15 protein-coding genes and 1 pseudogene are annotated in these 15564 nt (G+C 72.4%); 8 read left to right on the top strand and 8 right to left on the bottom strand.

Features of this window, described 5'->3' with window-relative positions:
- Nucleotides 1-30 precede the first annotated feature (30 nt).
- Together BHU15_RS03520 and BHU15_RS03515 are read right to left on the bottom strand one after the other, a co-directional pair.
- Nucleotides 31-1218, bottom strand: coding sequence for an MFS transporter (locus tag BHU15_RS03520; RefSeq protein WP_069625800.1), 1188 nt, complete (start codon nt 1216-1218; stop codon nt 31-33).
- Between the two features lie 33 nt (nt 1219-1251).
- Nucleotides 1252-2775, bottom strand: a complete 1524-nt coding sequence (locus tag BHU15_RS03515; protein ID WP_247748542.1) for a DHA2 family efflux MFS transporter permease subunit — start codon at nt 2773-2775, stop codon at nt 1252-1254.
- 229 nt (nt 2776-3004) lie between these two features.
- On the opposite strand from BHU15_RS03515, the gene BHU15_RS03510 reads away from it, so the two are divergent.
- Nucleotides 3005-3604, top strand: coding sequence for a helix-turn-helix domain-containing protein (locus BHU15_RS03510; protein WP_069625798.1), 600 nt, complete (start codon nt 3005-3007; stop codon nt 3602-3604).
- Nucleotides 3605-3843: 239 nt separating this feature from the next.
- Here the strand turns inward: BHU15_RS03510 and BHU15_RS03505 are convergent, their stop codons facing one another.
- Nucleotides 3844-4818: an NAD(P)/FAD-dependent oxidoreductase gene (locus BHU15_RS03505; protein WP_069625797.1), complete on the bottom strand. Its 975-nt coding sequence runs from the start codon at nt 4816-4818 to the stop codon at nt 3844-3846.
- A gap of 95 nt (nt 4819-4913) precedes the next feature.
- Here BHU15_RS03505 and BHU15_RS03500 point away from each other — a divergent pair, with 95 nt between their 5' ends.
- From BHU15_RS03500 to BHU15_RS03490, 3 genes are all read left to right on the top strand, one after another.
- A complete protein-coding gene (locus tag BHU15_RS03500) occupies nt 4914-5492 on the top strand; it encodes a helix-turn-helix transcriptional regulator (RefSeq protein WP_069625796.1) in 579 nt (192 codons plus the stop codon).
- 95 nt (nt 5493-5587) lie between these two features.
- Nucleotides 5588-6475: a class I SAM-dependent methyltransferase gene (locus BHU15_RS03495; RefSeq protein ID WP_069625837.1), complete on the top strand. Its 888-nt coding sequence runs from the start codon at nt 5588-5590 to the stop codon at nt 6473-6475.
- A 41-nt stretch (nt 6476-6516) separates the two neighbouring features.
- Complete coding sequence (locus tag BHU15_RS03490) at nt 6517-7425, top strand: aminoglycoside phosphotransferase family protein (protein ID WP_069625836.1); 909 nt, start codon at nt 6517-6519, stop codon at nt 7423-7425.
- A 5-nt stretch (nt 7426-7430) separates the two neighbouring features.
- Here BHU15_RS03490 and BHU15_RS03485 read toward each other — a convergent pair whose 3' ends face one another.
- The 3 genes and pseudogenes from BHU15_RS03485 to BHU15_RS03475 form a co-directional block, all read right to left on the bottom strand.
- Complete coding sequence (locus BHU15_RS03485) at nt 7431-8321, bottom strand: slipin family protein (protein ID WP_079127860.1); 891 nt, start codon at nt 8319-8321, stop codon at nt 7431-7433.
- Nucleotides 8322-8381: 60 nt separating this feature from the next.
- Nucleotides 8382-9170 (bottom strand): SAM-dependent methyltransferase, encoded by a 789-nt coding sequence (locus BHU15_RS03480; protein WP_069625795.1) that lies wholly within the window; start codon nt 9168-9170, stop codon nt 8382-8384.
- A gap of 79 nt (nt 9171-9249) precedes the next feature.
- Nucleotides 9250-10045, bottom strand: a pseudogene (locus BHU15_RS03475) (sigma-70 family RNA polymerase sigma factor).
- Between the two features lie 100 nt (nt 10046-10145).
- On the opposite strand from BHU15_RS03475, the gene BHU15_RS03470 reads away from it, so the two are divergent.
- Nucleotides 10146-10961, top strand: a complete 816-nt coding sequence (locus tag BHU15_RS03470; protein ID WP_069625794.1) for an SDR family oxidoreductase — start codon at nt 10146-10148, stop codon at nt 10959-10961.
- A 60-nt stretch (nt 10962-11021) separates the two neighbouring features.
- Complete coding sequence (locus tag BHU15_RS03465; RefSeq protein WP_069625793.1) at nt 11022-12149, top strand: DUF4037 domain-containing protein; 1128 nt, start codon at nt 11022-11024, stop codon at nt 12147-12149.
- Here the strand turns inward: BHU15_RS03465 and BHU15_RS03460 are convergent.
- Nucleotides 12139-13314, bottom strand: coding sequence for an epoxide hydrolase family protein (locus tag BHU15_RS03460; protein ID WP_069625792.1), 1176 nt, complete (start codon nt 13312-13314; stop codon nt 12139-12141). The two genes, BHU15_RS03465 and BHU15_RS03460, sit on opposite strands and share 11 nt — an antisense overlap.
- Nucleotides 13315-13431: 117 nt before the next feature.
- On the opposite strand from BHU15_RS03460, the gene BHU15_RS03455 reads away from it, so the two are divergent.
- Both BHU15_RS03455 and BHU15_RS03450 read left to right on the top strand, forming a co-directional pair.
- On the top strand, nt 13432-14319 hold the full coding sequence (locus tag BHU15_RS03455; RefSeq protein ID WP_069625791.1) for a polysaccharide deacetylase family protein: 888 nt from the start codon (nt 13432-13434) through the stop codon (nt 14317-14319).
- Nucleotides 14320-14361: 42 nt separating this feature from the next.
- Nucleotides 14362-15099, top strand: a complete 738-nt coding sequence (locus BHU15_RS03450) for a GNAT family N-acetyltransferase (RefSeq protein ID WP_368483185.1) — start codon at nt 14362-14364, stop codon at nt 15097-15099.
- Here the strand turns inward: BHU15_RS03450 and BHU15_RS03445 are convergent.
- Nucleotides 15078-15554, bottom strand: a complete 477-nt coding sequence (locus tag BHU15_RS03445) for a GNAT family N-acetyltransferase (protein ID WP_069625834.1) — start codon at nt 15552-15554, stop codon at nt 15078-15080. The genes BHU15_RS03450 and BHU15_RS03445 overlap by 22 nt on opposite strands.
- Nucleotides 15555-15564 lie beyond the last annotated feature (10 nt).

Below are 15564 nucleotides of genomic sequence, written 5' to 3'. Positions count from 1 at the left end.
ACCGGACCAGCCGCGCGCCTTTCCTGGTGCCTACGCACCACAGCCCTCGGCCGTCCGGCGTGCCTCGTGGGTGGTCAGCGCCGCGAGGATCAGGGTCGCGGTGATCGATCCGGCCGCCATCAGTGTCATCGCCGTTGCCGGGGACGTCAGTTGGGCCAGGGCGCCCGCGAGGGCGGCGGCGGTGCCCTGGAGCGCGGCCGTGCCCGTGGCGTGCAGGCCGAGGGCGTGGCCGGCGAGGTCGCCGGGGGTGAGGGCGAGCAGCCGTTCCTGGAGGACCAGGGTCGCGGCGAAGCCGACGGAGGCGACGGCGGCGGCCACGGCCGACAGCGCCACTCCCGGCCGCAGGACGAAGAACAGGTACGGGACGGCCAGCAGCAGGCGCAGCGGGGTCGCGAGCCGGGGCCGCCACGCGGGCGGTACGAGGCGGCCCACCAGCAGGTCGCCCGCGATCATGCCGAGCGCCCCGCACGCGTACAGCGTCCCGGCGGCGCCGGGGGCGTAGGAGACGTACAGCGAATCGCCGCCGATCACCAGGCCGTTGGGGACCCACAGGGCGAGGTACGTCAGACGGCGGGGCCGCGAGGACCACAGGAGCGCGTTGGTGCGCCAGGTCGCCGCCAGGGACGGGCGGCCGGAGGCGCGCGGTGGGCGGGCCGTGAGGCCCAGGCGGGTGACGAGCGCCGACAGCGCGTACAGGGCCGCCGCGAGGAGCAGACAGGTCCGTGGCGACAGGAGCGCCAGCAGTACGCCGCCGGTCGCGAACCCGGCCATCTGGGTCAGGCCCCAGAGCATGCTGTACACCGAACGCCCGAGGACGTAGCCGTCCTTGGGCAGGATCTCGGTCAGCAGCCCCCCGCGCACTCCCCCGCCCAGCGACGCGACCAGGCCCTGCGCGAGCAGGACGCCGAAGACCGCCCACAGCGGCAGACCGGGCAGCGCCTGCACCGCCGTACCGGCCGCGAAGGCCAGCGAGAGACCGGTGAGGATCGCCCGCGGGGGCAGCCGGTCGGCGCCCGACAGCAGGAACATGGCCCCCGCCAACTGCGCCAGCTGCGGGCCGAACATGCTCAGCGCCGAGAGGAACGGGGAGCCGGTGGCCCGGAAGACCAGCGTGCCGAGGGCGAGACCGCCGATCGTCTGAGCCGCGGCGAAGGCGGCGAAGGAGAGCAGGAACGGGGTGAACTCCGGTGTCCGGAACAGGGTTTGGTAGCTGCGCATACGCCGAAGTCTCGACGCGGCCGGGGGCGGGGGTCACTGTTTCGCGGAGACCTTCGGGGAGACCTTCGCGGGCTCGCTCCTGCTTCTGCTCCCGCTGCCGCTCCTGTCCGACGCCGGGCGCCGGGGCCCTCGTACGAGGACGTAGACGAGCAGCAGCGCCATGACGGCGACGCCCGCCCACATGGCCTGCTGCCAGCCGTCGACGAACGACTCCTGGGCGGCCCGGATCAGTGCCCGCGCGTGCGGCCCGCCCGACTTGTCCGCCGCTTCGACGGCGTTGGCGATTCCCTCGCGGGCGGTGTCGGCGACGCCCTCCGGGACGGGTACAGCGGCGAGTCGGCCGTCGATGGCGCCCCGGTAACCGGCGGACAGGAGCGCCCCGAGCAGGGCGACACCGAGCGCGGTGCCGAACTCCCTGGTGACGTCGTTGAGCGCGGAGGCGACACCCTGGCGTTCGCGGGGCAGGGCGCCGGTGATGGCCTCCGTCGCCGGGGTCATCGTCAGGCCCATGCCGATGCCCATGGCGAGCATGCCGGGCAGGACGGAGAAGTAGCCGTCGCCGACGGACACGAGGCCGGCCATGAGCGCCAGGCCCGTGCCGCCCAGGAGGATGCCGAGGGCCATGGTGGCCCGGCTGCCGGCGCGTTCGGCGAGGCGGGGCGCGAGGCCGGAGGTCAGCATCATCAGTACGGCCATGGGCATGAGCGCCAGCGTCGCCGACAGCCCGGACCAGCCGAGTACGGCCTGGAGGAACGGGAACAGGACGACGAAGATGCCGGCCTGGACGCCGAAGACCGCGAGCAGGGCGACGGAACCACTGGCCAGGCCGCGTTCGCGGAAGAGCCGGACGTCGAGGAGCGGAGCGGGACTGCGCAGTTCCCACGCGACGAAGGCGACGGCCGCGAGGACCCCGGTCAGCAGACTCAGCAGGGTCACGGGCGCGGTCCAGCCCCGCTCGGGTCCTTCCTGGAGTACGAAGATCAATCCGACCACGGCGACGACCGACGTCAGCGCGCCGACCGTGTCGAAGGAGTGCTTCGAGTCCTCGCGCGAGTCGGGCACGGTCCGCACCGTCATGACGAGGGCGACGAGCACGAGCGCGACGGGCAGCAGGAAGAGCCACCGCCAGTTCGCGACGTCGACCAGGGCGGCCGACAGGAACATGCCCAGGATGCCGCCACCGCCGGCCACGCCGGTCCACACCCCGATCGCCCGCCCGCGTTCCTCCGCCGGGAAGGTGGAGGTGATGACGGCGAGGGTGACGGGCATGATCATCGCCGCGCCCACGCCGCTGAGGACGCGTGCGGCGAGCATGATCCCGGCCGACGGGGCGAGGGCGGCGACCGCCCCGGCGACCCCGAAGACGACCAGACCCGCGAGCAGGACCGGCTTGCGGCCCCAGCGGTCGCCGACCGCGCCGAGCGGCAGGAGCAGCGCGGCCAGGCTGAGGGTGTAGCTGTTGATGATCCACAGGATCGTGGGCTGCGAGGCGTCGAAGGCGACGGCCATGTCGGGCTGGGCGACGTTGAGCCCGGACACGGAGGCGATGACGGCCATCAGCGCGATGCACACCGTGATCAGGATCGCGCGGCGCTGACGGGGGTCGGGTGGGTTCGTACTGGTCACTGAACTGCTCGCTGAACTGCTCACTGGGGGTGGACCTTTCGCGTCACTGAGGGCGGCCGGGGATTGGCCGGGGACGGGGACGGGGACGATCGTGGTCAGGGTGGTGGCGGATAGGCAAAGTTGTTTGCCGATCGGCAAACCGCAGGCCCAGACTGGGCGCATGGATGACGACGAAGTGGACCGCACGCTCGACGCCGTCGGCCCCCGGCTGAAGCACCTGCGCCTCGCCCGCGACATGACGCTGACCGGCCTCGCGAAGGCGACCGGCATCTCGGTCAGCACGCTGTCGAGACTTGAGGCGGGCCTGCGGCGCCCCACACTCGAACAGCTTCTGCCGCTCGCCCGCGTGTACGGCGCCACCATCGACGAGCTGGTCGACGCGCCGCGTACGGGCAACCCGCGCGTCAATCTGCGCCCGATCGCCTGCGGCGACGGATCAACCGTGCTGCCCCTGACCCGCAGGCCCGGCGGCATCCAGGCGTACAAGTTCGTCCTGCCCGCCGCTGCGGGCGGCGTCGTGGAGCCCGTGCCGCGCACGCACGAGGGTTACGACTGGGTGTACGTCCTCAACGGCACGCTCCGGCTGCTCCTCGGCGAGCACGATCTGCTCCTCAAACCGGGCGAGGCGGCCGAGTTCGACACCCGTACGCCCCACTGGTTCGGGGCCACCGAGGCGGGGCCGGTCGAGTTCCTGAGCCTGATCGGCAAGCAGGGCGAACGCGCGCATGTGCGTGCGGCGCCGAAGTCCCCGGCCACCTAGGGGGTGTTGGGGACGTCCCGTCCGGCGGGCGGCGCCTGGTGCGGCACCTCGCCTGGCGGGCGTACGACGCCATCCGCCCGAAGGGCGGGGCCGACGCCCGCCGCGGAGCGGCTGACGTCACACTGGTGCGTGCGCCCGCAAGGCGGAGCACCGACCTCGTACGGAGAGTCTCGGTCGTCTCCGACAACGCGGCGAGCGCGCCAGGCACCGTCCGCCAGACGGGACTTCCCCAACACGGCCTAGCCGACAACGGCAGCAGCCAGCGCCGCGTCCGTGTCGGCCGTCGTCAGGTCGGCGTTGATGTGCGCGCCGGACAAGGCGCCCGCCGCCGCGGAGGCGCCCACCTGTGCCGACGGGTCGGCGGCGTTGCCCGCCACCCATACGCCACGGACCGGGGTGGCTCCGGCCGTGCCCGTGGCGAAGTGGCGGCCCATGCCGCCGGGCAGGTCCTCCATCGGCAGTTCCAGGCCGGCCAGGCCCTCCGTACGGGCCCACATGCCGGTCGCCACCGCGATGACGCGGCGCGCGACGAGCTGGCCGTCGGTCAGCCGCACCCCCTCGATACGGCCGTCGCCGGTCGACTCGACCGCCGCCACCGGGGTGTCCACGACCCGGATCGCGCGGGCGGCGAAGCGTGCGCGGGTCTCCTCGTCCAGGACGGTGTCGCGGGTGAAGTAGACCAGGTCGTCGGTCAACTGCCGGAACAGCAGCGCGTGATGGACGGAGGCCGGGCCGACGGCCAGGATCCCGATGGGCTTGTCGCGTACCTCCCAGCCGTGGCAGTACGGGCAGTGCACCACGCCGTGGCCCCAGTGCCGGGCCAGTCCGGGGACTTCGGGCAGTACGTCGCGCAGGCCGGTGGCGACCAGCAGCCGGCGCGCCCGCAGGGTGCCGCCGTCCGCGAGCGTGATCGTGAAGCGCGGATCGCCCTCGGCGGAGGGGGCGGCCGGGACGGCGGAGATCACCTCGCCCTCGATCACCTCGCCGCCGTAGCCGCGTACCTCCTCGCGCCCCCGGCGCAGCAGTTCCGCCGGCGGGACACCCTCCTGGCCGAGCAGGCCGTGCACGCCGTCGGCGGGCGCGTTACGGGGGGTGCCGCCGTCGATGACGACGACGGAGCGGCGGGAGCGGGCGAGCATCAGCGCGCCGTTCAGGCCGGCGGCTCCGCCGCCGATCACGACGGCGTCGATGGTCGCTTCGGTAGCTGCGTGCATGGGGTGCCTCTTCTCGCGCGGGCCCGGCCCGGGGCGGGCCGGTCTGGTACGACCACCGTAGGCACTGCTTGCGTATGAGGCATAGCATGTTGCCTATGACGCAAGATGATGGAGATCTGGACAGCTTGGTACGCAAACGGGTCCGCGCGCTGCGCGTGGCACAGGGCTTGTCCCTGGACGAACTGGCCACCCGCGCCCGGCTCAGCCCCTCCACACTCAGCCGGATCGAGAACGGTCAGCGCCGTCTCGCCCTCGACCAGCTCGTCACCCTCGCCCGCGCCCTGGACACCACCCTTGACCAGTTGGTCGAGACGGCGACGGACGACGTCATCTCCAACCCCACGATCGACGCCGCCCACCAGCAGATGCGCTGGGCCGTGCGGGCTGACCCCGGCATGAGCGTCGTACGCCAGCGCCTGACGGACCCCCCGCCCGACAGCCCCTCCCGCATGCGCGCCCACCCGGGCCGCGAATGGTTCGTCGTGCTCTCCGGCACGGCCGTGCTGCTCCTGGGCAACCGGCGCTTTCGCGTGGAGACCAACCAGGCCGCCGAATTCCCGACGATGCTGCCGCACGCGATCGGCGCCGAGGGCGGGCCGTGCGAACTGCTCGGCATCTTCGACCGCGACGCCCGCCGGGGGCATCAGCGCGGCGACGAGGGCCCGTCGGACTGACGACCGGTTGCGCGGCGCGCAGGCGGGCGGCCACCTTCTTGCCGTTCCGGACAGCGGCCGGTCGGCCCGCCCATGATCGCCATAGCGTGGCCGCCATGACACATCCCGGCCATGCCGCCCACGCCGCGCACTCCTCGCACTCCTCGCACTCCGCTCACAACGCCGACGCCGACGCCGACGCCCAGCACGACCAGGTCGACATCCTCGACCTGGACGCCGAAGTCCTCGCCGAGCACATCGCCTCCATCACCGCGTGGCTGCCCGTCAAAGCCGACCCCCGCCACATCGTGGATCTGGGCTGCGGCACCGGAGCCGGCACCCTCGCCCTACTCACGCGTTTCCCCGACGCCCACGTCACGGCCGTCGACACCTCGGCCGGCCATCTGAACCGGCTGCGGGAGAAGGCCGAAGCGGCCGGTCTCGCCGATCACGTACGCACCGTGCAGGCCGACCTCGACGGGGACTGGCCGGACCTCGGCACACCCGAACTCGTCTGGGCGTCGGCCTCCATGCACCACATGGCCGACCCCGACCGCACCCTGCGCCAGGTCCACGGCACGCTCGCCCCCGGCGGGCTGTTCGCCGTCGTGGAACTGGCCGGCTTCCCGCGCTTCCTGCCCGAGGACGCCCCGGCGGACCGCCCCGGACTCGAAGAGCGCTGCCACGCCGCCATCGACCACCACCACGCCCAGCAGGTGCCCCACCGAGGCGCCGACTGGGGCACCAAACTGGCCGCCGCCGGCTTCACCGTCGAGGGCGAACGCACCGTCACCGTCAACACGGGCCCGCCCCATCCCGACGCCGTCGGCCGTTACGCGCTCAGCAGCCTGACCCGCATGCGCGGCGTCGTCGCCGAGACGCTGCCCCCCGAAGACCTCGCCGCGTTCGACCGGTTGCTGGATGCCGACAGCCCCCACGGCATCCTGCGCCGCGCCGACCTGACGGTGCGCACGGAACGCGTCGTGTGGGCGGCGAGGCGGTAATTCGCTGGCTTCCCGGACCGCCCGGCCGTGAGACTTCCGGCGTGACGCTGCACGAGAACGAGATCCCGGTCGACGAGCCGCTGGTCCGCACGCTGCTGAAGGCGCAGTGCCCGGACTGGGCCGAACTGCCCCTGTCACCGGCGGGCGCGGGTACGGACAACGTCATGTACCGGCTCGGCGACGACCTCCTCGTACGGCTTCCACGCACCGCCGACACCGCAGAGTCCATCCGCAAGGAGCTGGAGTGGCTTCCCCGGCTGGCGCCACTCCTCTCCCGCCCGGTCCCCGCGCCCGTCCACGCCGGGACACCCACCGACGGCTTCCCGCTCATCTGGTCGGTCTACCGCTGGATCGACGGCGACCGGACCGGCCCGGACACCGTCCGGGACTGGGCCGCCTTCGGTGCCGATCTGGCGGCCGCGGTACGGGAGTTGCACGGCACCGACCTGATGGGGGCCACTCGTACGGGCGACCTCAGCTGGTACCGGGGTGGCAGCCTGCGGGAGTGCGACCAGTGGATCGGCCGGTCTCTCGCCGACTGCCGGACCAACCTGGGTACGGAGCTGGACGTCGACACCCTGGAGCGGCTGTGGCGGGCAGCGCTCGTACTGCCGGAGCCGTCCGCGCCGCACGTCTGGCTGCACGGGGACCTCAAGCCGACCAATCTCCTGGCCAGGGACGGCAAGCTGCACGCGCTCATCGACTTCGGGTGCCTGTCGGTCGGCTCGCCGGACGCCGAGCACTCCACGGTCTGGGATCTGCCGCGCCCGGCGCGGGAGTCGTACTGGGACGCCCTCGGACTCGACGACGCGACCTGGCATCGCGCCCGTGCCTGGGCGACCGCGGTCGGTGTCGCCGGGATCTCGTACTACTGGGACACCTATCCCGCCTTCGTCGCCGAGTGCCGGGCGCGACTTCAGGCGATTCTGACCGACGCGGCTGAGCGCTGACCGATTCAGACGGTCTGCTTCTCCCGTCCCCTCGTCGGCTGTTCCCGCTTCTCCTCCGATTCCGCCTTCTTCGTCTCGGGCTCCTGCGCCGACTCCACGGCGCCCGCCACCGCCTGCACAGCCTGCTCGGCCTCGGCGGGCGTGGCGCGCTCCAGGTAGCGGAGAAGTTCGACGGGGAAGGGCAGAACGAGCGTCGAGTTCTTCTCGGCGGCGACAGCCACCACCGTCTGCAACAGCCTCAGTTGGAGTGCGGCGGGCTGGCCGGCCATCTGCCTGGCAGCCTCGGAGAGCTTCTTCGACGCCTGGAGCTCCGCGTCCGCGTTGATCACACGCGCCCTGCGCTCACGGTCCGCCTCGGCCTGGCGCGCCATGGACCGCTTCATGGTCTCCGGCAGCGACACGTCCTTGATCTCGACCCGGTCGATCTGTACGCCCCAGCCGATGGCGGGGCTGTCGATCATCAGCTCCAGGCCCTCGTTCAGCTTCTCGCGGTTCGACAGCAGATCGTCCAGATCGCTCTTACCGATGATCGACCGCAACGACGTCTGCGCCATCTGCGACACCGCGAACCGGTAGTCCTCGACGCGGATCATCGCGTCCGCCGCGTCGACGACCTTGAAGTAGATGACCGCGTCCACGCGCACGGTGACGTTGTCGCGCGTGATGCCGTCCTGTGCGGGGACGGGCATCGTCACGATCTGCATGTTGACCTTGCTGAGCCGGTCCACGAACGGAAGGATCAGCTGGAATCCGGGCCCTCGGATGCCCTCGCGCAGCCGGCCGAACCGGAAGACCACGCCTCGCTCGTACTGCTTGACGACGCGTGCCGCCGCCAGCCCGTAGATCCCGAATACGCATATCAGCGCTATGACTGCTACTGCCAGTGCCTCGCCCATGATCAACCCCTGACGCCGGACCGAGGTTTCACCTCCAACGATACGACTGCGGCGCCGTCCCTACAGGTCTGCCGCTGCCAGGGGCTTACGTGCCACGAATCCCCACTGGTCCACCGGCTCGGGCGCCGGTTCGGCCGGGTGCCAGAGGTTGACGGGGCCGACCGGGGCGAGGAATTCGAGGCCGTCGCCCGCGGGCTCCAGCTGGGCTGCCGTACGCAGGTGGATCGGCGGCCCGCCGCCCGCGGCGTACGCCGCTGCCGCCGCCCGCATGTCCGGGGAGTCGACCGAGTCGCAGGTGGCGAGGTAGCTGCCGGGCGCCATGGCGCTCATGTAACGCCGCGCGACGGCGCACGCCTCCGCCGGGTCCTCGACATGTCCGAGCATGGACAGCATCAGGACCGCGACCGGCCGGTCCAGGTCCAGGATCTCGCCCGCAGCGTCGAGCACGTGCCGTACGTCGCGGACATCGGCGTCCAGGTAGTCGACGGCTCCCTCGGGGGACCCGAGGGGCAGCAGCGCGCGGCCGAGTTCGAGGACGGTCGGGTCGTTGTCGACGTACACGATCCGCGCCCGCCCGTCGACGGCCTGGGCCACCTGGTGGGTGTTCGGCTCGACCGGCAGCCCGGTGCCCAGATCGAGGAACTGGGCGACACCGGCCCGCGCGGTGTGGTCCACGACCCGTTCCAGGAACGCCCGTGAGGCGCGGGCCGCCGCCGGTACGACGGGGAAGCTGAGCCCGATCGCGTCGGCCAGCTCCTTGTCCGCCTCCGTGTAGATCCGGCCCCCGCCCAGGCAGCACCAGGTGCCCGCCGACGACGGGCCTTTCGGCTGAAGGTCGCGCTCCCTCATACAAGACACTCTCTCCGCTGTCGGCCGGACCATGCGTCGAACCACGCGCGCCGTCGGATCGCCGCACTCGCACGCACCGTCACGGCGCGTCGAGCACCGCCACCTCCACCCGGCCCAGCCGTTCCGCGTCCGCGATGATGTCGATCCCGGTGACCTTGTCGTCCACGATCGTGAACGCGAGGACCAGGAACAGCCGCCCGCCCGGCGCCATCACCAGTCCGGGCGACCCGTCGATCAGCGCGGGCTGGGTGAACCTGACCCGCTCCGCGGCCACGGACGCGCCCTTCGCGACGTTCCGCGCGCCGCGCAGGGTTATCGGCGCGCGGCTGGGGCCCGCCGCGCGGTCGGCGCGGAGGATCACGTCCGAGTCGAGCAGCGCGACCAGCGCCTCGAAGTTCCCGCCCCGGGATGCCGCGAGGAACGCCTCGACGACCCGGCGCCGGGGTGCGCTCCAGCAGCGGGGCGATCTCCTCGAAGGGCACGGCGAACATGTCGTGCAGGACGAAGGCCAGCCGCTCGGCGGGGGTCAGCGTGTCGAGCACGACCAGCAGGGCCAGCCCGACGGAGTCGGCGAGCACCGCCTCCTCCTCGGGATCGACCCGCGCGGCGCCATCGCCGTGCACCCCGGTGTCGAGCGGATCCTCGCGCCGGGAGGCGCGCGTACGCAGCATGTTCAGGCACACCCGCGCGATCACCGTCGTCAGCCAGCCGCTCGGATTCTCGATCTCGCCGGTGTCGGCGCGGTCGAGGCGCAGCCAGGTCTCCTGGACGGCGTCGTCGGCCTCGCTCGCGGAGCCGAGCATCCGGTAGGCGACCGCGCGCAGGCGGGTGCGGTCCTCCTCGAAACGCGCCAGCAGCCGACTGCTCTCGTCCATCGGTCACATTCCTCGCTCGCCGGGTGTCAGTGAAGTAGACCCTCTCAGCCCCGTCGACACGGAACGGGAAACACCCGGTCCACGAGAGTTTGGAGAAGCCATGACGTCATCAATCCTGGTCACGGGCGGCACGGGCACGCTCGGACGTTTCGTCACACCCCTGCTGCGCGCCGCCGGCCACGACGTACGCGTGCTCAGCAGGCACAGCCGCGCGCCCGAGGAGGGCGTCGAGTACGTGGCCGCCGACCTGCTCAAGGCGGAGGAAGCGGCGGCGGGCAAGGCGATCGAGTCCGCGCTGGACGGCGCCGACACCGTCCTGCATCTGGCGGGCGGCCCCAAGGGTGACGACGAGGCGACCCGGAATCTGGTGCGGGCCGCGTCCCGTGTCGGCGTACGGCACTTCGTCCACATCTCGGTCATCGGCGCCGACCGGATGCCGATCGGCTACTTCAGAGCCAAGTCCGGAGCGGAGCGTGTGGTGGCGGAGTCCGGGCTGCCGTGGACGACGCTGCGGGCGGCGCAGTTCCACGATCTGATCCTGACCGTAACGCGGCCGATGGCGAAGCTGCCGGTGATTCTGGCGCCCGGCGGGCTGCGGCTGCAGCCGGTGGACGCCCGCGACGTGGCGGCGCGGCTGGTGGAGCTGGCCATGGGCGAACCGGCCGGCCGGGTGGCGGACCTCGCCGGACCGAGGCTGTACCGGCTGGACGAGCTGACCCGTGGCTACCTCCAGGCACGGGGCGACGGCCGCCCGACGCGCCGCCCGACGGTGCCGGTGCGGATTCCGGGCAAGGTCGGCCGCGCGTACCGGGCCGAGGACAATCTGGCCCTCGACGGGGCCGATGTCGGGGCGCGGACCTGGGAGGACTTCCTGGCCGAGCGGGTGGCCGAGCGGGTGGCCGGCTCGCGTGGCTGACGCCCGGGGCGCGCGTATATCGCGTGGCGGACCGGCCTCCCCCTGCGCCAGGGTTGGCCCGTGAACACCGACGCCGCCCCCGACTTCCTCCCCGGTCTCGAACTGTCCCGGATCCTGTACGAGGAAGCGGTACGCCCCGTTCTCGACAGCGCGTATCCGGGCCTGCGGTACACCGCCGCGCGCGTCGGCTCCGGCTCCGAGGTGCTCGGCTTCGACTCGGCACGCTCCGCCGACCACGAGTGGGGGCCGCGGCTGAATCTGTTCCTGGCGGCGGACGACGTGGCCGGGCACGGGGCCGATCTGCACCGGCTGTTCGCCGAGCGGCTGCCGAAGCACGTACGCGGCTGGCCCACGCACTTCCGTCATCACGACCCCGAAGTCCCCATCGGGCTGATGGAGTTGACGGAAGGATCGGTCAACCACCGGGTCTCGGTCGACGAGGTCGGCGACTGGCTGAGCAGCCAACTCGGCACCCCGGTGACGGCGGAGCCGTCCGTACGCGACTGGCTCGCCATGCCCCAGCAGCGGCTCGCGGAGATCACCGGCGGCGCCGTGTTCCACGACGGGCTCGGCACGCTCGGCGCGGCGCGCGCCCGCCTCGCCTGGTACCCGGACCAGGTGTGGCGCCATCTGCTGGCCTGCCAGTGGCAGCGGATCTCCCAGGAGGAGGCGTTCGTCGGCCGGTGCGCCGAGGCCGGGGACGGTCTCGGGTCGGCGGTCGTGGCGGGGCGGCTGGTGCGGGATCTGATGCGGCTGTGTCTGCTGCTGGAGCGGACGTACGCCCCGTACAGCAAGTGGCTCGGCAGCGCCTTCGGGCGGCTCGCGGTCGCCGACGGGCTGACGCCGTCGCTGACGGGCGCGCTGGCGGCGACGGAGTACCCGGCGCGGGAGCGGCACCTGTGCGACGCGTACGAGTACGTGGCCGCGCTCCAGAACGCGGCGGGGCTCGCGGAACCGGTGGACCCGGCGTGCCGGCCGTACCACGACAGACCGTTCCGGGTGCTGCACGCCGAACGCTTCGCCCAGGCCCTGGCGGCGACGGTCACCGATCCCGGGCTACGCGGTCTGCCGCTGACCGGCGGCGTCGATCAGTGGGCGGACAGCACGGACTTCCTGGGCCTGACCGCCCCCCGGCGGGCGGCGGTCGACGCCCTCGCACGATCGGCGGACCGCGACGTCACTGCCTGAGCGTGCGAAAGAACTCCCGTACGTCCGCCACCAGCAGTTCCGGCACCTCCAGCGCCGCGAAATGGCCGCCCTTGTCGTACGAGGTCCAGCGCGTGATGTTGTTCGTCAGGTCCGCGATGTGGCGCAGCGGGATGAAGTTGTCGTGCGCGAAGTCGGCCAGCGCGGTCGGGACCGGGGACGGGTCGGGCGGCGTGCCCCAGTAGTCGGCGTGCGCCCGCTCGTAGTAGATACGGGCGGACGAGCCGATGGTGCCGGTCAGCCAGTACAGCATCACGTTGGTGAGCAACCGGTCGCGGTCGATCGCGCCGTAGGGGCGGCCGTCCGTCGTGTCGGCCCACTCGTGGAACTTCTCGGCGATCCAGGCCAGTTGGCCGACCGGCGAGTCCGTCAGGCCGTACGCCAGGGTCTGCGGGCGCGTCGACTGGATGTCGGCGTACCCCTGGCGGTCACGGGCGAACTCCCGCCCCCGCTCCCAGGACGCCCGCGTACGCCGGCGCTCCTCCGGGCTCAGCGGGGCCAGTTCCGCCCCGGTCGGCTCATGCGTCTGGCCGCCGCCCGGCAGCAGATTGAGGTGTACGCCGACGACCTGGCCGGGCCGGACGCGGCCCAGCTCGCGGGAGATGGCCGCGCCCCAGTCGCCGCCCTGGGTGCCGTACCGCTCGTAGCCCAGCCGCTCCATCAGTACGGCGAACGCGCGGGCCACCCGCCGGAACTCCCAGCCCTTGTCCCGCGTGGGCCCGGAGAGACCGAAGCCGGGGATGCTCGGCAGCACCAGGTGGAAGGCGTCGGCCGCGTCGCCGCCGTGCGCGCGGGGGTCGGTGAGCGGGCCCGCCACGTCCAGGAATTCGACGATCGAGCCCGGCCAGCCGTGGGTCATGATGAGCGGCGTCGCGTCCGGTTCCGGCGACCGGACATGGACGAAGTGGATGTCCGCCCCGTCGATGGTGGTGGTGAACTGCGGCCACCGGTTCAGCTCGGCCTCGGCGGCCCGCCAGTCGTACGCGTGGCGCCAGTGGTGCGCCAGCTCACGCAGGTGGCCGAGCGGGATGCCGTACGCCCAGCCCGCCCCCGGCAGTTCGTCGGGCCAGCGGGTGCGGTCGAGGCGGTCATGGAGATCGTCCAGGTCACCTTGCGGGATGTCGATGCGGAACGGGGTGATGCTCATAGCCGCGCATGCTATTTGAGCTCGCGCCTTGACCCTCACACCGGTGTCAACGTCCGACGCTGTGTCCCACGGCGCCCACCGCGCCCATGACACCGACACCGACACGAGGTGAGCATCATGGACAACCAGCTCTTCGACTACAGCCCGATCGTGGAACGCCCGCCCGTCCGGTGGCCGAACGGCGCCCGCATCGCCTTCTACGTGGGGCTCAATGTCGAGCACTACCAGGTCGACCGCCCCTCCACGAGCATCTTCGCGGGCACCGCCGGCCTGGCGCCCGACCCGTTGAACTACGGCTGGCGGGACTACGGCCCCCGGGTCGGTATCTGGCGCCTGATCGACAGCCTCGACCGGCACCGCGTCCGGGCCAGCGTGATGCTCAACTCCGATGTCGGCACCCGCTATCCGCAGATCGTGCGCGCGGGCCGCGACCGCGACTGGGCGTGGATCGCGCACGGCAGGAACAACTCCGTCTTCCAGGCCGACATGACGCTCGACGAGGAGCGCGCCTATCTCACCGACGTGGTCGACACCATCGAACGGGACACCGGGCACCGCCCACGCGGCTGGCTGGGCCCCGCGCTCACCGAGACCTTCCAAACGCCCGCCCTGCTGGCCGAGTTGGGGCTCAGCTACCTGCTGGACTGGTCCAACGACGACCAGCCGTACCGGCTGAATGTGCCCGGCCTGCTGAGCGTCCCGTACTCCATCGAGGTCAACGACATCAGCCTGTTCGTCGGCAAGAGCCTCAGCGGTCCGGACTTCGTGCGGATCGTGAAGGACCAGCTGGCGCAGTTGTACGAGGACGCGGCGGACAGCGGGCGGGTGATGTCGCTGGTGCTGCACCCGTTCGTCATCAACCAGCCGTTCCGGCACCGGTATCTGGACGAGGCGCTGGAGCACATCGCGAACCACCCGGGCGTCTGGCTGACGACGAGCGACGAGATCGCGGAGCACTACGCGCGGCACCACGGGGAGCACCGCGCGCGGCACCACGCCGAGTGAACTCGCTCGCGCGGCGCCGGTGTTCCGTCCTACCGTCGCCGTATGGACATGACGAACGGCCCGGCGTCGGCGGTGACCCACGCGCGCGCCCTGTGGACCGAACTCGCCGGTGTCCCGGTCGAGTTCACCTCCCCCACCGACGTCGTGGTCGCGCCCGGCTCGCTGCTCTGTCCGCCGGGCTGGGCCGGGATCGTACGCGTCGGCGACGCCGCCGTCGTCACGGCACCTGACGCGCGGAGCGCCGAGGCGCTGGGCGAGGCGGCACGGATTCTCTCGTACGGGGAACTGACCGACCCGGTCCGGCTCGGCGTGACCCTGAGCGGTACGGCCCCGGTGCTCGACGTGCTGGGGCCCGCCACGCTCTGCTATCTGGACGGGGGCCGGGACGCGTTCGTGCCCGCGCCCGGCCCGGTCGAGCAGGTGGCGGCGGACGACCGGAGCGAGCTGAAGGCGCTGCTGGCCGGCGTCGGGCAGGACGACGCCGACGAGAGCGGCCTGGACGAGATCGGCTCACCGGCGTTCCTGCTGGTCGAAGGCGGCGTGGCGGTCGCGGCGGCCGGATATCTCTCCTGGCCCCGGTCGGTCGCCCACCTGTGCGTCCTGGTCGCTCCGCACCACCGGCGCCGGGGATTGGCCGGGGTCGTGGCGTCGGCGGCGGTGTCGCACGCGCTCGACGCCGGTCTGCTGCCGCAGTGGCGGGCCCGCCCGTACCCCTCGCGGCGGGTGGCCGCCGCCCTGGGCTTCCGGGAGCTGGGCGCTCAGCTCAGCGTGCGGATGTAGGTCGTTCCCGGGCGCCCGTTGAGGTCGATCGCGCCCGTGGTCACGAATCCCGTACGGGTCAGCACGGTGTGCGAGGCGGTGTTGTCGTCGGTGGTCTTCGCGCGCAGCGCGGTCAGCCCGTACGTCTCGGCGGCCTGCACACAGATCTGCCGGACGGCGTCCGTCGCCAGGCCCTTGCCGGCCGCCTTCTCGGCAATCCGGTACCCCAGCTCGGCGACCCCGTCCTCCACATCGACGAGGTTGACACGCCCGACCACCTCCTCCGTGACCAGCACGTGGAAGTAGCACAGCCCGGTCGCCTGCTCGGCCAGCCGTTCGGCGTGGAGCGCGGCGAAGTCGGTGAAGTACGCGTCGCCCCGGTCGGGGATCGACGCGGCGAAGTAGGCCCGGTTCTCGCGCTCGAAGGCGAGAACCGCCGGAGCGTGGTCGAGACGGAGCAGCTGGAGTTCGGGCATGCGGGGCACG

It is taken from the genome of Streptomyces niveus (assembly GCF_001723055.1).
GTDB lineage: Bacteria > Actinomycetota > Actinomycetes > Streptomycetales > Streptomycetaceae > Streptomyces > Streptomyces niveus.
This window is presented reverse-complemented; position numbering and strand designations above follow the sequence as displayed.